Consider the following 21072-nt stretch of genomic DNA (forward strand, 5'->3'; position numbering starts at 1 on the left):
TAAATGAATCCTGGATATAAGATCGGTAAACGATACAGGATTATTCGCACGCTTGGTGAAGGCGGAATGGCGAATGTTTATTTAGCATATGATGAAGTGCTTGATCGTAAAGTTTCGGTTAAGCTTCTTCGCTTAGATTTACGTGATGACCCAAATACTCAACGGCGTTTTGAACGAGAAGCGATGGCGGCGACACAATTAAATGATCCTCACATTGTTGGTGTCTATGATATTGGTGAGGATCATGGAATGCAATTTATGGTAATGCAGTATGTTGAGGGAACGGACCTAAAAGCTTATATTAAGAAAAATTTCCCAATACCGCTACCACAAGTAGTCGACATTATGGAACAAGTTTTATCTGCTGTTCAAACTGCTCATGATCATGGGATTATTCACCGTGATTTAAAACCACAAAATATTTTAATTGATAAAAATAAAAACATTAAGATCACTGATTTTGGAATAGCAGTTGCTGCGTATCAGGACTCATTAACCCAAACGAATACGTTGATGGGTTCCGTTCACTATCTTTCTCCTGAACAGGCACGGGGGAGTATTGCAACCAAGCAATCTGATATCTATTCTTTAGGGATTATTCTTTATGAATTATTAACTGGGAAGGTGCCATTTGAGGGTGAAACAGCTGTCTCAATCGCCCTAAAGCATTTTAAGGAAAACATCCCGTCAGTTCGTGATTTTAATAGGGAAATCCCTCAGTCATTAGAAAATGTTGTTATCAAAGCGACTGCTAAGGATCCGAGTGATCGTTACAAATCAGCAGCAGCGATGGCGGCAGACTTGAGAACGTCCCTAGATCCGGCAAGAAAGCATGAACCACGACTAGAATTTAATGCTGATGATGACGGTGAAACTAAGGTGATTGAATTACCAAATCACCATGAAAAGCAACCACAACAAGATACCAAAAAACAGCCACAAAAGAAGCAAGAAGCTATTTGGCACCGCTATAAAAAATATATTTGGGCGGGAATTGCAATAGTAGCTTTAATTTTGGCTGGTTCTGGCGGTTGGTGGTTTTTTGGTCGAAGTGTAGTGATGCCTGATGTTGATGGACAAAGTGCAGTAAAGGCGGAACAAACATTACATAAGCATAATCTGCGGGTTGGCAACATTACACGGGTATATAATTCAAGTATTCCTAAGAATCATGTAGTTAGTAGCTTGCCAAATGGCAGTGACAAGACACGGGTTAACAGCTATGTTAATCTCAAGGTTAGCCAGGGTATTAAACAGATGACAATGGCTGATTATGTTGGTTCTGATTACAGTGAAGTCGCAAGTAATCTTCGTGCTAAGGGATTTCGTGTTGAACAAGTCAAAGTTCATTCGGAGACAGTTGATCCTGGGCAAATCATGAAACAAAATTACGCAAAGGGGAAGACCGTTGCTACAGCATCCCATACTATTCGTTTTAAAGTCAGTGCAGGCAAGACGCAGATTAAAATTCCTGACTTTAAGAACCAGGATGTTAGTGTTGCCCAAAAATTTGCTAATGAACACCACTTGCAGTTAACAACCCAAGAAAAAACATCCAAGACGGTTGCAACGAACCACGTAATTGCACAGACACCAAAGGCTGGTTCGACTTTAAGCCGTGATGATACGTTAACAGTGACCGTTGCAAATTCGGGAAATGAAACCAAGACTACTAATATCCAGATCAATATCCCGTTTGATGGTAATGGCGGTCAACGAGAAAACCGTGTTCAGGTTTATATTAAGGATGCTCAGCATAATTTAACTATGCAGTATCAAGATATTACAATTAACCAGGAAACGACAATCAATGTTCCATTTACCCTTCGACAAGGTGAAATGGGTGCTTACCGGGTTGTGCGGAACGGGCGAACAATTATGAGTGCAACTAACATTACCGCTTAAGGAGGATAAAGGTGAAACAGGGAATAATACAACAATCTTTAAGTGGCTTTTATGATATTTTGGCTGACGGTGAAATCCACCGGACAAGAGCACGGGGGAATTTTCGTGCTCGGAAAATTAAACCAATTGTTGGTGACCGGGTTGAATTCGAGAATGGCTATCTTCTTCGTGTTTTACCACGAAAAAACGAATTAGTTCGTCCGCCAGTGGCTAATGTTGATATTGCTGTTGTTGTAACGGCAGCTAAGAAGCCAACGTTTTCGACTAATCTGTTAGATCGGCAACTGATTGCTCTCGAAGCACAAAAAATTATTCCAGTGATTTACTTTTCAAAAACTGATCTTCTTAGTGATGACGAGTATGCAAAACTGGCTGAGATCGTTGCTGGTTATCGAAAAATTGGCTACCAGGTCTTCTTTGACCGGGAAGCATTTGCTGAAGATCAGCTGCATCAATTAAAAGAACTTTTAAAGGGCCAAATCGTTACAATGATGGGACAGACAGGTGCAGGGAAATCAACACTCTTAAACCATCTTGCACCGGGACTAGGCTTAGCAACTGGTGAAATTTCAACGGCATTAAAGCGTGGACGACACACAACGCGAAAGGTTAGTCTGTTGAATGTTGCTGGTGCTTGGATTGCAGACACTCCTGGCTTTTCATCGTATGAAACTTTTGACATGACCGTTGAAGAATTACCAAATTTCTTCCCGGAAATGAAAGAGTTAGCGGCTAATTGTAAATTTCGGGGATGTCTTCACCTAAAAGAACCTCAATGTGCGGTTAAAGATGCGGTAAAAAATGGTATAATCATGAAAAGTCGGTATGATGATTATGTTCAATTTCATAACCTAATTGCTAACCAAAAACCAGATTATAGTAAGAATAAGAAATGAGGGATTGATAAAATGATTAAAGTAGCACCTTCGATTCTCAGTGCTGATTACGTTAACCTGCAACGGGATATTGAAAAAGTAGATAAGGCGGGTGCCGAATATCTTCACATTGATGTGATGGATGGTTCATTCGTACCAAGTATTTCTTATGGGCCAGGATTTGTAAAGGCAATTCGTCCAATTACGAAGATGGTTCTTGATTGCCATTTGATGGTTCAAAATCCTGAACACATTTTACCTGCATTTATTGATGCTGGTGCTGATATCATTGGTGTTCAAGTTGAGGCTACTCAACACATCCACCGGGCACTCCAAATTATAAAAAATGGTGGTGTAAAGGCAGAAGTAGTTATTAATCCTGGTACACCAGTTGCCATGATTGAACCAGTTCTTCACATGGTTGACCAAGTATTAGTGATGACCGTTAACCCTGGCTTTGGTGGTCAAAAGTTTCTTCCTGAAACTGTAGAAAAGATTGCTCAGCTTAACCAAATTAAGAAGAATAAGGGATATGACTTTGACATCGAAGTTGATGGCGGTGTTAACAATCAAACTGTTGTAGACTGCTATAAAGCTGGAGCAACTGTTGCCGTTGCTGGCTCATATGTATACAACGTTGATGATCCTGCTAAGCGGATTCAGGCGTTAAGGGATGCAGCTAAATAATTAGTAGAAAAGGGAGCGTGACAGAAGTCATTTATGACTTCGTTTTCACGCCCCCGCGAGCGCAAATAGGGTTCCAGAGTTCGGTTATACTGGACACTGGAACCCATTTGCGTACCGCGCTGTTCGTATTTGAACTTGGTAAAAGTACTTATGTCACAGTCCCTTTTCTTTATTAAGGAGAAATTAATGCGGGTAAATATTATGGTGGGTGGACCTGACTCATTAATTCCACTATCAGAAGTTCACGCACGGCAAAATGAAAAATGGGTCGGGGTCGATATTGGCGCGACCCGTTTGCTAAATGAAGGAATAACACCAGCAGTTGCTGTGGGTGACTTTGATTCAACAAATGATCAACAATTTAATCGGGTGAAAAAGGCAATTAATGATATTCACCTTTTCCCTCCTGTAAAAGACTATACTGATACGCAACTTGGTATGAAAAGCGCAATCGAACTTTACAATCCGGATCAAATTACGATTTTTGGTGCAACTGGCGGACGGCTAGATCAATATTTGAGCAACCTCTTTTTGCCATTAGAAAAGGAATTCAAAGGTTATTTAGAAAAAATCCAATTTATAGATAAGCAGAATATTGTTGATTACTATTTTCCGGGAGAATATGAGATTAAGGCTGAGACGGGTTTTAAGTACCTTGCTTTTGTCAATTTAACGCCAGTAACTGGATTAACATTGGTTGATGAAAAATACCCGCTAACTAACTGGAATTCATCTACTCCTTTCTGTTGGTCAAGCAATGAGTTTAATGGGAAAGTAAACCATTTTAGCTTCCAATCAGGGATTGTGGCTGTGATTAAGTCACGTGACTTAATAATTAAGTAGCCTGTCAAGGAAAATTACTTGAAAGAAAACTGTTGCATTGTTACTCAGCCTATGGTAAATTGTTTAAGTGAGTTATAGCGCAGATGCGTAAAAACGAAAAAACATAGATGAGAAGAGGAGGGTACCACCAATGGCTAAAGATTTTATCAACGGTAAACGGACACGCTTTGGTAATAAGCGTTCTCACGCCCTTAACTCAAGTCGTCGTAGCTGGAAGCCTAACTTGCAAAAGGTAACCATTTTGGTTAACGGCAAGCCTAAGAAGGTTTACGTTTCAGCACGTACACTGAAGTCCGGTAAAGTGACTCGGGTTTAATTAAATCAGAAAATATGGTCGTTCAGTGATGAGCGACTTATTTTTTATTTTAAAAATAGTATATGCCATTAACTATTATTAGTAGACGACTTTTTTCATTTCGTCTGCTATGGTATTATTAATATGAGTTTTTAACAGTATGATTGCTAAACAATACTCGTTTTATATGATAGAGCATTGATTGACCAATATAAGGAGGCCATATGATGGCGGTTAAAATTAAAACACAATCTGGAATGATCGATATCAACAATGACGTAATTTCAGCAGTTGTTGGTGGCGCTGCTACTGATAACTATGGTGTGGTTGGAATGGCATCACGGAATCCACTTCGCGATGGTGTTAACCAAATCCTGCGTCGTGAAAACTTTAGTCGCGGGGTTGTTGTTCGTCAGCAAGATAACGGTGTTGCCATTGATGTGAACATCATCGTCGGTTATGGTACTAAGATCTCGGAAGTTTCAAAGAGTGTTCAATCAAAGGTAAAGTACAACCTTGAATCGATGCTTGGCATTACAGCAAACTCGGTTAATGTTTGTGTTCAAGGTGTTCGCTCACTTGATGATTAATTTGCGTTACTAGGAGGAAAGATAATTGGCTGTAACTGAAATTACGAATCTTGAATTTGGCAAAATGGTTCAAGCTGCTGCTAGTAAGCTGAGCAAAAACGCTGAATTTATCAATTCACTGAATGTTTTCCCTGTTCCTGACGGTGATACGGGGACAAACATGACATCTTCAATGGCTAGTGGTGCCAAGTACGAACGCAACGCAAATAGTACTAAGGTTGGCGATTTGGCTGGGGCCTTAGCTAAGGGACTTTTAATGGGTGCCCGTGGAAACTCCGGAGTGATTCTTTCACAAATCTTCCGCGGTTTTGCTAAGGGAGCAGAAGGGAAAGCAGTTCTTGACGCCCATGATTTTGCTGAAGCTTATGCCAATGGTGCTAAGGTTGCATATAAGGCTGTTATGAAGCCAACTGAAGGAACAATTTTAACTGTTGTCCGTGAATCAGCACAAGCGGGATTAGAAAAGGCCAAGCAGACCGACGATATCGTCGAAATTATGCATACAATTTATGAGGCATCAACAGTTGCTCTTAAGAAAACCCCTGAATTATTGCCTGTTCTTAAGCAGGTCGGGGTTGTTGACTCTGGTGGTCAAGGGCTTGTTTTTGTTCTTCAGGCTTTTGATGAAGCCTTGAGTGGTAAGGTTGATAAGGACGATAGCTACAAGCCTGACAACGCTGAAGTTGATGAAATGGTTAAAGCAATGGATCACCAAAGCGTCCAGGGGAAATTAAATCCAGAAGATATTCAATATACTTATTGTACGCAAATGCTTGTGCGAATTGGTAAGGGGAAACAGGTTAAGCAAAAGTTCGATTATGACACCTTCTACAATTACCTTGCCAAAATGGGTGACAGTCTTCTTGTCTTAAACGATGATTCTGTTGTTCGGGTCCATGTTCATACTGAACATCCTGGCGAAGTTTTATCATGGGGTCAGCAATTCGGTGATCTTCAAACCATTGAAATTCATAACATGGTTTGGCAACAAGAAGAGATTATGGAACACGACGAAGAAGAAGCGGAACGCTCAGAAACACCAATTGACAAAGCCCGTGAAGCAGCTAAGCCTAAGCCAGAAACTGCTGTAATTGCGGTTACGTCTGGTGATGGAATTGCTAAACTGTTAAAGAGTCTTGGCGTAACCCATATTATTAAGGGTGGACAAACGATGAACCCAAGCATTCAAGATATTGCGGATGCAATTAATAATAGTGGTGCCAAGCAAGCAATTGTTTTGCCAAATAACGGCAATATCTTTATGGCAGCAGAACAGGCCGCTGACATTACAGATATTCCAGCTACCGTGGTTCATAGTAAGACGATTCCTCAAGCAATGACTGCACTTCTTGAATATAATCCAGAAGCATCGTTAGAAGATAATCAATCGAATATGGAAGCTAATCTCTCCGCAGTTAAGAGCGGTGAGGTTACTAATGCCATTCGGGATACAGAAATTGATGGTCAAACGATTAAGAAAGATGACTTTATGGGAATTGTTGACGGAAAGATTGTTGATACCGATCCAGACCTCAAGGAAGCTGCTATCAAGATGGTTAAAAAGATGCTTGATGAAGACAGTGAAATTGTCACAATTCTGTATGGACAAGACGGCGATAAAAAGACAGCTGAAGAAATTAAGGCTGCTGTTGAAGAAATGGATGATGAATTGGAAACCGAAATCTATGAAGGTGGCCAACCGGTATATCCATATTTGATTTCTGTCGAATAATTTAAATTAAGGAGTTGGATGCAGAACACCAGTCAACTGATGTCCATCCAACTCTTTTTACAGTGGGGAGGGAGGATGATGAAAAGTCTTCAGGATCCAGTTTCGGTGTTAAAAGGAGTTGGTCCTAAACGGGTGGCTGATTTAGCAACTTTGAATATCGATACGATTGAAGATTTGCTAACATACTACCCGACAAGGTATGATGATTTTACACCGAACGATTTAAGTGCGGTTAAGGATAAGCAACGGGTAACTATTAAGGGAAAGATTGTTTCAGAACCCTTATTTAGCCGGTTTGGTTACCGTCGAAATCGGCTGAGCTTTCGGTTGCAGGTTGGTCAGCAAGTGGTCATGGCCACGTTCTTTAATCAACCATACTTAAAAAAGCAAGTGGAGCTAGATCGCCAGGTAACCGTAATGGGAAAGTGGGATGCTAGTCGTCAACAAGTAACCGGGACTAAACTATTAACGACAACGGGAACCCCAGAGAATGAATTTGGTGCTATCTATCCGACAAATAAGCATCTTCGGCAAAGTACCTTGAGATCGTTAATCCGTCAAGCGTATGAAGATTATCAGCGGGTTATCCCAACATTACTTCCCACTTTTCTTCGCCAAAAATATCGCTTGTTAGATCGGCGAGAAATGATTAAGGATCTCCACTTCCCAGAAAGTCAAATGGTTGCTAAAGCTGCACGACGAACCGCGGCATATGAGGAGTTCTTCTTATTTCAATTGCGTCTCCAAGCGATCAGACGAGCACACCGTCAAGAAGATGGCACACGAATCTTGTACCATAATGACGAGTTAAAAGAATTTATTTCTCGGCTCCCGTTTGAACTTACCAATGCGCAAAAGAAGGTCGTCAATGAAATCTGTCGTGATTTGCGGCAACCAATTCAGATGAATCGCCTTCTTCAGGGGGATGTCGGTTCTGGGAAGACGATTGTTGCTGCAATTGCCATTTACGCGACAATCAGCGCAGGTTATCAAGCAGCCCTAATGGCGCCTACTGAAATTTTGGCAACCCAACATGCGGAAAAATTAGCTAAAGTTTTTGCGGATACTCATGTTCATGTTGGGCTGCTTACTGGTTCGCTAACTGCTAAACAGCATCGTGAACTAGTTAGTGCAATAAAAAAGGGCGATATCAATTTAATAATTGGAACGCATGCATTAATTCAAGCGGACGTAGAGTATGCTAACCTTGGCTTGGTAATTACCGATGAACAGCATCGGTTCGGTGTTAACCAACGTCAACAATTACGAGAAAAGGGCGAACATCCAGACGTTCTTGCCATGACGGCAACGCCAATTCCACGGACATTAGCAATTACCTCATATGGTGAAATGGATGTGTCAGTAATTGATGAGTTACCAGCAGGACGGAAACCAATCGAAACACGTTGGTTAAAGGATAAGCAGAGCAATGACGCGTTAAAGTTCCTTCGTCAGCAATTGGCTAGCGGGGCACAAGCTTATGTTGTTAGTCCGTTAATTGAAGAATCAGAAGCATTGGATGTCCAGAATGCAACTGATCTTTATGAACGATTGGCTAATTACTTTCAGCCGGATTATAAGGTTGGCCTTTTACATGGTCGTCTAAATGGGAACGAGAAGGATGCAGTAATGAAAGACTTTCAAGACGGTAAAATCCAGGTTCTTGTTTCAACAACGGTTGTTGAAGTCGGTGTTGATAACCCTAATGCAACCGTGATGATTATCTACAATGCTGATCGTTTTGGCCTTGCTCAATTACACCAATTACGTGGTAGAGTAGGGCGAGGTGAACGGCAAAGTTATTGTTTATTAATTGCTGATCCAAAAACAGATGAAGGAACAGCACGAATGAAAACAATGGTCGCAACTACTGATGGCTTTAAGGTTGCCCAACGAGATCTTGAACTTCGTGGAGCAGGAGATGTCCTTGGAGCAAAGCAATCAGGACTTCCTGATTTTAAGGTTGGTGATCCAATTGGTGATTTGAAGATTTTACAAATTGCTAAGGAAGATGCCACTAACCTATTAGCAACTCCTCATTGGGATGAGGTAGATGATAATCAGCCACTAGTTCTCTACTTAAAACGAAACCAACTTGAAACACACTTTGACTAGGAGGGTTAATATAATGAAAATTGCTGTAGATGCAATGGGCGGTGATAATGCCCCTAAAGCAATTATTGAAGGGGTCGAAGAAGCTCGGGACTTGTATCCTGACTTGACCTTTGATCTCTATGGTAATCCGGATAAAATTAAAGCCGTGATTACAAATCAAGATCGTTTGAAGATCGTTGAAACTACTGAAGAAATCTCGATGGGTGAAGAGCCAGTCCGGGCGATTCGCAAGAAAAAAGATTCATCAATTGTTCGGGCTGCCAAAGCTGTTAAGGAAGGGGATGCAGATGCATTCTTTTCTGCTGGTAATACGGGAGCAGTTCTGGCCGCAGGAATCTTTATTGTTGGACGAATTCATGGAATCGATCGGCCAGGACTAACAAGTATCCTTCCCATTGCTAAACCAGGATCTAAACGTCAAAATTTTGTTTACCTTGATACCGGTGCTAACGCTGAAAGCAAAGAAAAGAATCTTGTTCAGTTTGCTTACCTTGGTAAATTTTATGCAGAAAAAGTTCTTGGGGTTGCTAACTCGCGGATTGCACTGCTTAATAATGGTGCTGAAGAGGATAAGGGTGATCAGCTCCATAAGGATGTTTGGCAACTGCTTAATGCAGAAGATGAACTTAACTTTATCGGTAATGTTGAATCTGGTGATCTCTTATTTGGTAAGGCTGATGTCGTTGTTAGTGATGGCTGGACAGCTAATGCCGCATTGAAAGCAACTGAAGGAACCGCTAAAATGATGATGACATTGATTAAGGATGGAATCCTAAATGGTGGTATCCGCGCTAAGTTAGGTTATCTAATGTTGAAACCAGTCTTTCATCAGATTGGGCAGAAGATGAGTGCTTCAACTTATGGTGGCGCCGTTCTTCTGGGCTTAAAAGCTCCCGTAGTTAAAACACATGGCTCATCAGACGCGACAGCCGTTAAAAATACCATTAGTCAGATTCGGACAATGCTAAAAACTGGTGTCATTGATGAAACCGTTAAATTTTTTAACCAAAACAATGAGTAGACAAGAAGACAAAAAACGCCTAAAATAGTAGCGAACTAATAAAGAGAGGTAACAGTCAATGGCTGAAGATAAAAAGCAGGAAATCTTTAATAAGGTTTCAGAAATCGTGGCTGATCATTTTGATGTTGATCGGGCAAAAATTACCGATGAATTAAATTTAAAAACAGATTTAGACGCTGATTCAATTGACTTTGTTGAATTTGTCCTTGAGCTTGAGGATACGTTTGGTGAAGAAATTGATGATGAAGATGCTGAAAAGTTAAGTACGATTGGTGAAGTAGTTGACTACATTGCCGAACATACCGCTGATTAATAATTCTTTGAGGTCCGCGATGAAGGCTTGTACTTTATCGCGGCTTTTTTCACATCTTTAATGAAAAGAAAGGAAGTTTTTACTATTAAGAATTTACAAGACTACCTGGCCAAGGAATTTGATATTCATTTTACCAATCCCGATTTGCTTGCGGAAGCATTTACTCAGGCTTCATACGTAAATGAGCACCCACATCAAGGGCTTAAATTTTATGAACGGATTGAGTTTCTTGGCGATGCTGTGTTGGAATTAATTGTTTCCGAATACATCTATAAGCGTTTTCCAGAATTACCCCAGGGGAAATTGACTCGTTTACGTGCCGCAATGGTTTGTGAAGACAGTTTTTCTAAATTTGCAAAAGAGTGTCATTTCGATCAATATATTCGTTTGGGTCACGGTGAAGAGATGGCTGGTGCTCGTCAACGTCCAGGGTTACTCTGTGATATTTTTGAATCGTTTATCGGTGCACTTTACCTTGATCAAGGGCGGCCTGCCGTTGAAAAGTTTGTCCAACGAGTGATTTTTCCTAAACTTGATCTGGGTTGGTTTGACCATGCTGTTGATGCCAAAACAAGTCTTCAGGAATTTTTACAGCGCGATGGTGATGTTGACATTGAATACCATCTTCTTCAGGAATCGGGAACGGAAAATGATCCAGAATTTAAGGTAAACGTTTCAGCTGATGGAGAGGTAATCGGTGAGGGAACAGGTTCCTCTAAGAAACACGCTGAAATGCAAGCAGCAAGTCAAGCACTTAATAAACTCCGTCAAGAAGGTAAGTAGGCACTATGCAGTTATTATCTCTAACATTGGATGGCTTTAAGTCCTTTGCTCAGAAGACGACAATTAAGTTTGAACCAGGAATGACAGGAATTGTTGGCCCTAACGGAAGTGGGAAAAGTAATATTATCGAAGCAATTCGCTGGGTAATGGGTGAACAATCTGCTCATCAACTTCGTGGCGATAAAATGGCTGATGTTATTTTTAACGGTTCTAGTGACCGGAAGCCGCTTAACCGAGCACTTGTATCAATCACATTTGATAATAGTGATCATTACCTTGCTAGTGACTTTACTGAATTAACAATTACCCGGAAACTATACCGCAATGGTGATAGTGAGTACTTGGTTAATGGTCAAGAGGTTCGCTTAAAAGATATTACCGATCTCTTCATTGATTCTGGATTAGGTCGGGAATCCTTCTCCATTATTTCCCAGGGACAAATTGAAGCGATTTTTAACGGTAAGCCAGCGGATCGTCGTTCAATTATTGAAGCGGTGGCTGGAGTTGCAAAATACAAGAAGAATAAGGATACCGCCGAAAAACGGCTCAGCGCAACCATGGATAACCTTAATCGGGTTAACGATATTATTGCTGAGTTGACGAGCCAGCTGGAACCATTAGCTGATGAAAGTGCCCTTGCTGAGGATTATTTAGAGCAAAAGGGACAATATGATCTTCTCGACCGTACCCAGACAGTGCGTCTTTATGATCAAACTAGTAAGGAATTAACGAATCTGAAAGCTAAGCTAGCGGCTGATCAAAAGCTGGTCAGTGATTATACGGCCCAGCTTGCTAAATCAACTGCAGGGTTAAACCAGTTAAAGCGTCAGCAAGGTAATTTGCAGACGCAAAAAGACCAATTACAGGCCAAAATTCTGACGACTACCGAAATGATTGGTAAATTGCAAAATCAGCAATCTGTGTCCTCAATCAAGCGTGAGCAACAGCTTCAGGAACGGGAACGGCTAACTAACCAACTGCAGGAGCTTAAACAGCAACAAATAGAAATTGACCAAAAATTAACCCAGGCTAATGAAGAGGTTCAGTCACAAAAAAAGAAAATTGTTAATCACCAGGAAGAATTGGCTGTTGCCAAGCAAATGACTAGTGGTCAACGGATTCAGCACGTTAATCAAGAGCTAGAAAAATTGCGGGGAAATCAAGTTGACCTAATGCAACAAATTACAACCCTGCAAAATCAGCAAGCTTTTCTGAAAAGTAATCATGAGCAAACCATTAACGCACAGCAGCAAAGCAATGCTGAACTTCAGGCTGCTCAAGAACAATTAGCTGAAATTAAAGCTCAGGAAGCAACGGCAAAAAAAGAAGCAACGGCCCAACAAGCTCACGTTACCGAACTTCAAAGCCAGTTAAGAAGTCAGCAGGAGAAGCAGGAACGCGTCCAGAGACAGTATCAAGAAGCTCAACGTTCTTGGTACCAATCACTTGGGGATGTTCATTCGCTTCAATCACGTCTGAAAAATTATCATTCAATGCAAGAAGAATACTCTGGATATTATCAGGGCGTTCAAAATGTTTTGAAGCAACGGCAACAGTTTTCGGGGCTTGACGGTGCTGTAAACGAGCTATTAGATGTTCCTGAAAAATATACAACTGCAATTGAGACAGTCCTTGGTAGTCAGTTGCAACAACTGGTAGTCGCTCACCAGTCGACTGCTAAGCAGATCATTAATTATTTGGTCCGTCGTCGTGCGGGGCGTGTAACCATCCTGCCCCTTGATACGTTAAGGCATTATCAGACTTCATCGATTTTTAACCAATTACGATCGCTACCTGGATATGTTGGTCGGACAACTGAATTAATCAATTATGATCCTAAGTATGATGTGGTTGCACAACATCTTCTCGGAAATACGGTTGTAGCTGATAATCTTGATCATGCAACAGAGATTTCTCGACACGGTCATCACTATGTCAGGGTGGTAACGCTTGATGGTCAATTGATTAATGCTAGTGGATCAATGACCGGGGGTGCCAATCATCACCAGCGAATTGGTCTACTTAGCCAAAAGCAGTTAGCTAGCCAGCTGCAAAATGCCCTTAATAAGGAGCAGGTTACAGCAAGTCAGTTGGAAAAACAGGTTGCCCAATTGCAGGCTACCCAAAAAGAAATTGATAAGCAGGTAACTGATTTACAGACTTATTTACACCAAGCAAGTGAAAAGCTTCATTCTGCAACAGGGCAGCAGCAAGTGTTGCAAAGCCAGTATCAAGCAATTGAACGTCAAGTATCCGCTCTTAAGTTTCAATCGGGTCAGCAGGATGATCAACACGCTGATTACGAGCAAAAAGTACAGCAAAATACTCAGCAGCTGAAAGATGCTCAGCAACAGTTTGATATTAATAAGCAACGGACTATTGAATTACAGGAACAAATTAAGCAGTTACAAAGTGACGAATCGGCGCAAAGTCAGCAGCTTCATCAGATGGAGCAGTGGATTGCAGTTGCTCAGGAACGATTGCAACAGCTTAAGAGTAACTGTCATGCTCTGCAACAGGAGAAAAACTCACTGCAAATAAATGCTGATCACCTTGAACAACAAATTCAACGACTTAATTTACAAATTAATAGTGATCATGCAGATAACGAGTCAAACGAAACGGCTTTGCAGGATGCTATTCGGCGGTTGGCAACTGTCAAACAACAGTTAGTTGCGGCTAAAGAGGAGTTAAACTCGCTTAGTAAACAGGTTGATAATGCCGAAGAAGGGCATAACCGGTTGCGCGATTTATTATCAGCGGCAACAAATGAACTGAACCATTTAGATGCTCAACGGATTCGTCATGAATCACAGTTGGATAGTTACTTGAATCATTTGAGTTCACAGTATTCAATGACCATTGGTGAGGCCAAAGAAAAGATTAGCGACCTTCCAGATGATCAACTGAAGATTAAGTTGAAACTATTAAAGCGGGGATTAGCTGATCTTGGTGAAGTCAATACTGGGGCGATTGCTGAATATAAGCGTGTTAAGGAACGGTATGATTTCTTATCAACTCAGCAAGCAGATTTATTGGCTTCGCGTGATCAATTAAATGAAACAATGGATGAAATGGACGAGCAAGTTAAAACAAGGTTTAGCGAAACGTTTAATAAGGTTTCAGCTGCATTTGACCAGACGTTCCAGCAGATCTTTGCTGGTGGTCATGCGCGGTTAGTTTTAACGGATCCCCATGATATTTTGACGACGGGAATTGATATTATGGCCCAGCCACCCGGGAAGAAGAATCAGCGAATGAGTCTTCTTTCAGGTGGTGAGAAAGCATTAACCGCAATTACCCTATTATTTGCAATTCTCAAAGTACGGCCAGTACCATTTGCAATTCTCGATGAACCTGAGGCAGCACTTGATGAAGTCAATGTGCAGCGCTTTGCTAACTACCTGAGTCATTTTGGAAATGATGGTCCGCAATTTATTGTCATTACTCACCGTAAGGGAACAATGATGAATGCCAATGTCCTTTATGGGGTAACAATGCAGGAGTCAGGAGTATCCAGAATGGTTTCCGTTGATGTGATCGATACCTTAGAAAGTTCAAACAACTAGGAAGAAGGCGTAAATTATGGGATTATTTGATATTTTTCGTCGGCATAAGAAGCATGAAGATAAGCAAGAAGAACATCCTCAACAGGAAGAGGCCAAGGATCAGGAAGTTGATAGTGAGGTAGCAACAACTTCACAAAATGCTAGTAGTAAATCCGTAGCACAGGAAGAAGCTACTGAGGTTGATCAAGATTCCTCTGCAACTGCAGATGTGCAACCTCAAAATGAAGAGGTTTCCGATAATACAACTCCAGTATCTTCTGTTGAGCAAACTGCTGAATCAGCAAGTGCTGTTGAAGAAGAAACAGTCACAAGTCAAAATGATGAACCAGAAGAAGAGACTCCAACAACAGAAAGTAGTTCTCAAGTAGCCGAAGTGTCGGCTCCTACACCAGAGAGTGAAGTTAAGAGTGATAATGCTGAGGAAGAAGCCGAAGAATCAACGGCTGTAAGTGATGACGAAACTGTTGATGAGGAAAGTACAGCAGCAAAGTATGATCAAGGACTAGAAAAGTCACGGACGGGATTTGGTGCTCGGCTTAACCGTTTCTTAGCTAATTTCCGTCATGTCGATGAGGACTTCTTTGATGATCTGGAAGATCTACTGATTGAGTCTGATGTTGGTTACGATATGGCAATGAAACTTAGTGATGAACTTCGTGAAGAGGTAAAGTTAGAAAATGCCAAGAGTAAACAAGAAGTCTCTAACGTGATTATTGAAAAAATGGTTGAGCTATATGATCAAGCAGGAAAAGATGAAAAGCCTGACCTGAACTTCGCTAAGGAAGGACCAACAGTGATCATGTTTGTTGGTGTCAATGGTGCTGGGAAGACAACTACTATTGGGAAGATGGCAGCATTGTTTAAGAGCCAAGGTAAAAAAGTCCTTTTAGCAGCTGCTGATACTTTCCGGGCAGGGGCTACCGAGCAACTAGATGTCTGGGCTAAACGTGATGGCGTTGATATTGTTACTGGCCCAGAGAATGGTGATCCGGCTGCAGTTGTGTTTGATGCCGTTCAAAAGGCAAAGAAAGAGAATTATGACATTCTATTCGTTGATACTGCGGGAAGATTACAGAATAAGGTTAATTTGATGAAGGAATTAGCCAAGATGAAGCGGATCTTGACTCGTGAAATTCCTGATGCTCCGCACGAAGTTCTCCTTGTCTTGGATGCAACAACTGGTCAGAATGCTTTGAACCAGGCAAAATTATTTAAGGAAAGTACGGATGTTACCGGAATTGTCCTGACTAAGCTTGACGGGACTGCCCGTGGTGGAATTGTCTTAGCTATCCGGAATGAACTTCATCTTCCAGTGAAGTATGTTGGTCTAGGTGAAAAGGTTACTGATCTGCAGAAGTTCGATGCGAGTGAATTTGTTTATGGACTATTTAAGGATTTAGTTGAAGTTAATTAGTTAAGGAGTTGCTGATGGAGATTGAAAAAAACGAGCGGATTAATTCGCTGTTTGAGTTTTATCAACCGCTCTTAACGGAGAAACAGAACCAGTATCTTGAGCTTTATTATGCTGATGATTTTTCACTTGGCGAGATCGCTGAAAACTTCAACGTAAGTCGTCAGGCAGTTTATGATAATATTAAACGGACTGAAAAGATCTTAGAAGCTTATGAAGCTAAGTTGCATTTAGACGCTGAGTTTCAAGCGCGAAATAAGCAGGCTGATGAAATTCAGCAATACGTTAAACAACATTATCCAGATGATCAACAGTTGAATAAACTCGTGGGTCGTTTGGAAAATTTGGAGGAAGAATAAAAGATGGCATTTGAAGGATTAACAGATCGTCTGCAAAAGGCGATGGAGAAACTACGACGGAAGCCCAAAGTTACCGAAGCTGACCTCCGTGAAACGATGCGAGAAATTCGGCTAGCGTTACTAGAAGCCGATGTTAACTTCGCTGTTGTAAAAGATTTCGTCAAGAAGGTTCGGGAAAAGGCTGCTGGTGCAGAAGTCCTCAAGGGATTAAATCCAGCTCAACAAATTGTTAAAATTGTTAATGAAGAGTTAACCGAATTAATGGGTGAAGAAGCGGTGCCGCTTAATAAAGCCGCTCATATTCCAACCGTTATCATGATGGTTGGTCTTCAAGGGGCCGGTAAAACGACAACTGCTGGTAAGTTAGCCCTCCGCTTGAAGAATGAAGACAAGGCGCGACCACTGTTTATTGCTGCCGATGTTTATCGGCCTGCCGCAATTACCCAGTTAAAGCAGGTTGCTGACCAGATTGATGTTCCGGTTTTTGAAAAGGGAACTGACGTTGACCCAGTCGAAATTGTTCGCCAAGGGATGGAAGTTGCCAAGCAAAATCATAATGACTATGTAATTATTGATACTGCTGGTCGTCTGCAAATTGATGAGCAATTGATGGATGAGTTGGCAAACATTAAGCAGCTTGTTAATCCTAATGAAATCTTGCTGGTAATTGACTCAATGACGGGGCAAAATGCGGTTAATACTGCTCAGGGATTTGACGATAAACTAGATATTACCGGTGTAGTATTAACTAAGCTTGATGGTGATACTCGTGGTGGGGCTGCCATGTCAATTCGTGCCGTTACTGGTAAGCCAATTAAGTTCGTCGGTGAAGGGGAAAAGATGGAGGATCTTGATGTCTTCCACCCAGACCGGATGGCTTCACGAATTCTGGGGATGGGGGACATGATGACCCTAATCGAAAAGGCCCAGAAGGATTTCGATGAAGAACAGGCTCAGGCAACAATGGATAAGATGCGTGAAAATACCTTTGATTTCAACGACTTCTTATCACAGATGGATCAAGTAACCAAGATGGGGCCATTAGAGAACATCATTAAAATGATGCCTGGAATGGCTAATAATCCTGCATTAAAGAACTTAAACCTTGATCCAAAACAATTGGATCATATTCGGGCTATCATTTATTCCATGACTCCAGAAGAACGGGAGAATCCTGACTTGATGAATCCAAGTCGGCGTCGGCGGTTAGCGGCTGGGGCTGGTCGGCCGATTGTGGAAGTTAACCGAATGATTAAGCAATTTAACCAGATGCGGAAGATGATGAAGCAAGTTACCAATGGTAATTTTAATGGGATGCAAAATATGTTCGGTGGACAAATGCCGGGAATGCCTGGTGGCCGAATGGGGCAAATGGCTATGAGCCATATGGCACGGAAGATGAAAAAGGATAAGCAAAAGCGGATTAAGAAGTTACGGAAATTGCGGAAAAAACATTAGATAAACAATAACCGGTTAGTTAAGGGTGATAAGTGATTAACTAACCGGTTATTATTTTTGAATTATTATAAAGAAAATAATTCATTTAAATTACAAACTAATATGCACTTTAATAGACATTAACCTTGATCGTGAAAAGCTAATTAAGTCGATTAATTATCAAATTCCAATTTTCCTAATTATCAATTGATTGATTTAAAAATAGTCACCTTGCTATCGAAAAATTAAAGGGCTAAAATTACGGTGTTTTGGGGATCTGCAATCAGCTTTTTTCTGAAACTATAAGCTATATAGAGAAATCTAGCCGATAAGTGGAGTGATTAATATGGTTTCAAAGGGAAACAAAAAGTACTTAATGACAAAGCAGGAACGGTTGATTCTGCATTATGGATTACGGAAGTTAAGTGTAGGGGTTGCTTCTGTATTGCTATCAACGTCAATTTTAATGGGGATGACCACGAAAGCACAGGCTGATACTGCTACTGGGCAAGTTAATCAGGAGAGTAGTCAAACTGATAAAGCTTCAGATAATAACGCGACTAATTCAGTTACCTTGAAAAATAATCAAGCACCAACCGAGACTTCGATAACACAAAAGCAGGGACAAACACCAGCAGAATCACCTGCTTCGAGTAATAGCTCGCAGCAAGCGGTTACGGCGGTTAAACTAACCACTTCAATTAACGACCAGGTTGGTAAGTCAATTAATGTCGTTACCCATGATGTTACTGAAACTACTGGAAACCAGGAAACAGGACAACGGGGGACAACTAACCTTCACCTAGAGCTATCCGTAGCTGCTGACGAGATTAGCAGAATCAAAAATGGTGATTATCTTGACATCAGTTTAGGACTTCCCTATACCACAGTTGATAATCAGACTTATATTTTTAGTTATGGTGCGGTGAATAAAGATAATCAGACACCAATTTATTATCAGGGAATAATTGTTGGTTACCTGATTCCTGCAGGAAATACTGAAAGTTATAAGCAATCAGTTCCTCAGTATTCAGGATCGGGTAAGCCTAGTTGGAGTGTGATTGATAATAACAATAACGAGGAACTTGCCAACCTTGGAAGCAACGGTTATTACCAAATTATATTTAATAATGCCCTAAGTGAGTATGTTAAAAAGAATCCCGGTAAGAATAAGAAGTTAACGGTTAGCGCAAACTTAACTTGGTACAATCCGAGTGGTAATGGTGAAAGAAGTGCTCATAAACCTAGTGAGATGATTTCTCTTTATGGCAATAACCCGTCATCTTCAAAGTATACGCCGAGCGACGACTTGAAGATTGGTGCTCAGACGTTTTCTAGCGGTATTAGTTTAAATGTTGTCCCTAAAAAGCAGGGGACTGGTGAAATTGCGGTTGCAGATAAGATCGTTCAGAATTCGCAAACTGGTAGTATTCAGGCCCACACATGGATAAAAATTGGGGATAAAGGGTATCTTAAAATTGTTGATCCAACTCAGAGCGTGGGAATCTCACTAAAGAATTTAGAAAGGGACTTTACAATAACCGTAACGAAACCGGCTAGTAACGAGGATGTTAAGACTAGTTTTGTAAGTGCAGAAGACTTGAAAAAGCAATTACAGAAGAACATTGTTCCGGTTGGTAATAATGCTTCATCATACCTTAGTGATCAAATCGCTAGCGAGGACTATTACCTCTCGGATCAATTTGCCTACACAACGCCCAAAATCAATGTCGCGGTTTCAAATAATGGTGATAATCAATTAACTTACCATGTGACGATTGATGGAGATTACAAGGGATTTAGGGCAACTTCCGATGATGGAACTTCGGCAATAACATTAATCACGTGGAAGCCCACTGATCAAGTTGCGCTAATGCCAGGTAAAGGAATTAACTCTTACAATGAGGATCGTAGTAAGGTTAATTATAATAACAATTGGGTTGACGGCTGGCTAAGCGGTTATCAGATTCAAAATAAGGCAGTATTTGATTATATGAATGCGCATCCTTGGCATGCTACTGTGAAAGGTCAAGGTGATTCTGATCCCGAATATGATTCGGATTGGGGCTATTGGATCGGGAGCACTACTGATGCGAAGCCAACCAATAAGGCATATGTCGATCTAACATATTACGGTTTCGTTAACCAAACGATCCATTATGTTGATGCAGACGGTAATCAGATGCTGGACAATAGTGGTAAGTCTATTCCTGATACCGTTCGCCAGGTCACTTTTACAAGTAAGACTGGGGAAAATGGTTCGTTTAGTACAGATAATTACTTCACTGATCTTAATATTCCTACGGTAACCGATTATTCGGCTTATCTCGGTAAGATGCAGACTAATGGTAAACCAACTTACAGCGGAGAAAAAATTACCCAGATTGGTAATGAGGGCCAATTTGCATACCCGCATGCTGATTTTGTTGAATATGTTGTGTATGTCAAGAATAGTGACCCGACTCCAGTAAATCCTCAACCGGATCCAAAGCCACAGTCAGATCCAGAGCCAGTAAAAGATAGCACAACAGTTACTGAAACAATTCATTATGTTTATCAAGATGGAACCAAAGCGGCAGAAGACCAAACACAACAAATTACCTTTACGCGAAATGGTTCTAAGACAGCCGAAGGTACTACTTGGAACGACTGGACACCTGCAGAAGGAACGTTTGCTAAAGTAGTATCACCTGAAATTGAGGGTTATACTCCTGATCAAAAGGTAATTAGTGAATTTAAGGTAGCTCCAGAAAATAGCAATATCGAAAAAACAGTTATCTATATTAAAGACCCAGTACCAGATCCTAAACCGCAACCACAACCGGCTCCAACACCAACTCCAGATCCGATACCGACCCCTAAACCGCAGCCAGATCCAACGCCGGATCCAAAACCGACCCCTGAGCCACAGCCGACACCGCAGTCAGATCCAAAACCAGAACATACACCGGCTCCGGCACCAATGCCACAGCCAGAACCCGAGTCAGAACTAACGCCGACTCCACAACCACAACCGGAGTCACCTTCGCAGCCGGGAACAAATAATTCTTCTGAAATGACTAGGTTAGTTGAACCTAAAGCAACGTTAGTCATAGCCAACCAGCAATAATTACCACAAACTGGAACTGACCAAGACA

At 41.2% G+C, this 21072-nt stretch carries 16 protein-coding genes; all 16 read left to right on the top strand.

The window, feature by feature from the left end:
• Positions 1-3 precede the first annotated feature (3 nt).
• The 16 genes from pknB (at position 4) to PRK60_RS03585 (ending at position 21044) form a co-directional block, all read left to right on the top strand.
• Positions 4-1905 (top strand): Stk1 family PASTA domain-containing Ser/Thr kinase, encoded by a 1902-nt coding sequence (pknB, locus tag PRK60_RS03510; protein WP_102169429.1) that lies wholly within the window; start codon positions 4-6, stop codon positions 1903-1905.
• 11 nt (positions 1906-1916) lie between these two features.
• Entirely contained in the window at positions 1917-2801 is an 885-nt protein-coding gene (rsgA, locus tag PRK60_RS03515) for a ribosome small subunit-dependent GTPase A (protein WP_148444666.1), read from the top strand.
• 12 nt (positions 2802-2813) lie between these two features.
• Positions 2814-3467, top strand: a complete 654-nt coding sequence (rpe, locus tag PRK60_RS03520; protein ID WP_273646332.1) for a ribulose-phosphate 3-epimerase — start codon at positions 2814-2816, stop codon at positions 3465-3467.
• Between the two features lie 186 nt (positions 3468-3653).
• A complete protein-coding gene (locus PRK60_RS03525; RefSeq protein ID WP_102169431.1) occupies positions 3654-4310 on the top strand; it encodes a thiamine diphosphokinase in 657 nt (218 codons plus the stop codon).
• A 130-nt stretch (positions 4311-4440) separates the two neighbouring features.
• Entirely contained in the window at positions 4441-4626 is a 186-nt protein-coding gene (gene rpmB, locus PRK60_RS03530) for a 50S ribosomal protein L28 (protein ID WP_003713527.1), read from the top strand.
• A gap of 206 nt (positions 4627-4832) precedes the next feature.
• Entirely contained in the window at positions 4833-5195 is a 363-nt protein-coding gene (locus tag PRK60_RS03535) for an Asp23/Gls24 family envelope stress response protein (protein ID WP_102169432.1), read from the top strand.
• 25 nt (positions 5196-5220) lie between these two features.
• Entirely contained in the window at positions 5221-6927 is a 1707-nt protein-coding gene (locus tag PRK60_RS03540; protein WP_102169433.1) for a DAK2 domain-containing protein, read from the top strand.
• Positions 6928-7005: 78 nt separating this feature from the next.
• Positions 7006-9042, top strand: a complete 2037-nt coding sequence (gene recG, locus PRK60_RS03545) for an ATP-dependent DNA helicase RecG (RefSeq protein ID WP_102169434.1) — start codon at positions 7006-7008, stop codon at positions 9040-9042.
• A gap of 13 nt (positions 9043-9055) precedes the next feature.
• The gene (plsX, locus tag PRK60_RS03550; protein ID WP_273646333.1) at positions 9056-10063 is read left to right on the top strand and encodes a phosphate acyltransferase PlsX; all 1008 of its coding nucleotides are present in this window, start codon (positions 9056-9058) and stop codon (positions 10061-10063) included.
• 58 nt (positions 10064-10121) lie between these two features.
• Positions 10122-10376: an acyl carrier protein gene (gene acpP / locus PRK60_RS03555; RefSeq protein ID WP_003717350.1), complete on the top strand. Its 255-nt coding sequence runs from the start codon at positions 10122-10124 to the stop codon at positions 10374-10376.
• Positions 10377-10436: 60 nt separating this feature from the next.
• Positions 10437-11159, top strand: coding sequence for a ribonuclease III (rnc, locus tag PRK60_RS03560; RefSeq protein WP_102169436.1), 723 nt, complete (start codon positions 10437-10439; stop codon positions 11157-11159).
• Positions 11160-11164: 5 nt separating this feature from the next.
• Positions 11165-14728, top strand: coding sequence for a chromosome segregation protein SMC (gene smc, locus PRK60_RS03565; protein WP_273646334.1), 3564 nt, complete (start codon positions 11165-11167; stop codon positions 14726-14728).
• Between the two features lie 16 nt (positions 14729-14744).
• Entirely contained in the window at positions 14745-16142 is a 1398-nt protein-coding gene (ftsY, locus tag PRK60_RS03570) for a signal recognition particle-docking protein FtsY (protein ID WP_102169438.1), read from the top strand.
• 14 nt (positions 16143-16156) lie between these two features.
• The gene (locus PRK60_RS03575; RefSeq protein WP_102169439.1) at positions 16157-16498 is read left to right on the top strand and encodes a putative DNA-binding protein; all 342 of its coding nucleotides are present in this window, start codon (positions 16157-16159) and stop codon (positions 16496-16498) included.
• A gap of 3 nt (positions 16499-16501) precedes the next feature.
• Positions 16502-17956: a signal recognition particle protein gene (ffh, locus tag PRK60_RS03580; RefSeq protein ID WP_178696376.1), complete on the top strand. Its 1455-nt coding sequence runs from the start codon at positions 16502-16504 to the stop codon at positions 17954-17956.
• 325 nt (positions 17957-18281) lie between these two features.
• A complete protein-coding gene (locus PRK60_RS03585) occupies positions 18282-21044 on the top strand; it encodes a mucin-binding protein (RefSeq protein ID WP_273646335.1) in 2763 nt (920 codons plus the stop codon).
• Positions 21045-21072: the final 28 nt, after the last annotated feature.

This window comes from Limosilactobacillus portuensis (assembly GCF_028607025.1).
Lineage (GTDB): Bacteria > Bacillota > Bacilli > Lactobacillales > Lactobacillaceae > Limosilactobacillus > Limosilactobacillus portuensis.

Coding starts and splice junctions, on each gene's coding strand:
- pknB (WP_102169429.1), top strand. CDS start 4: ATGAATCCTGGATATAAGATCGGTAAACGATACAGGATTATTCGCACG.
- rpe (WP_273646332.1), top strand. CDS start 2,814: ATGATTAAAGTAGCACCTTCGATTCTCAGTGCTGATTACGTTAACCTG.
- PRK60_RS03525 (WP_102169431.1), top strand. CDS start 3,654: ATGCGGGTAAATATTATGGTGGGTGGACCTGACTCATTAATTCCACTA.
- rpmB (WP_003713527.1), top strand. CDS start 4,441: ATGGCTAAAGATTTTATCAACGGTAAACGGACACGCTTTGGTAATAAG.
- PRK60_RS03535 (WP_102169432.1), top strand. CDS start 4,833: ATGGCGGTTAAAATTAAAACACAATCTGGAATGATCGATATCAACAAT.
- recG (WP_102169434.1), top strand. CDS start 7,006: ATGAAAAGTCTTCAGGATCCAGTTTCGGTGTTAAAAGGAGTTGGTCCT.
- plsX (WP_273646333.1), top strand. CDS start 9,056: ATGAAAATTGCTGTAGATGCAATGGGCGGTGATAATGCCCCTAAAGCA.
- acpP (WP_003717350.1), top strand. CDS start 10,122: ATGGCTGAAGATAAAAAGCAGGAAATCTTTAATAAGGTTTCAGAAATC.
- rnc (WP_102169436.1), top strand. CDS start 10,437: ATGAAAAGAAAGGAAGTTTTTACTATTAAGAATTTACAAGACTACCTG.
- smc (WP_273646334.1), top strand. CDS start 11,165: ATGCAGTTATTATCTCTAACATTGGATGGCTTTAAGTCCTTTGCTCAG.
- ftsY (WP_102169438.1), top strand. CDS start 14,745: ATGGGATTATTTGATATTTTTCGTCGGCATAAGAAGCATGAAGATAAG.
- PRK60_RS03575 (WP_102169439.1), top strand. CDS start 16,157: ATGGAGATTGAAAAAAACGAGCGGATTAATTCGCTGTTTGAGTTTTAT.
- ffh (WP_178696376.1), top strand. CDS start 16,502: ATGGCATTTGAAGGATTAACAGATCGTCTGCAAAAGGCGATGGAGAAA.
- PRK60_RS03585 (WP_273646335.1), top strand. CDS start 18,282: ATGGTTTCAAAGGGAAACAAAAAGTACTTAATGACAAAGCAGGAACGG.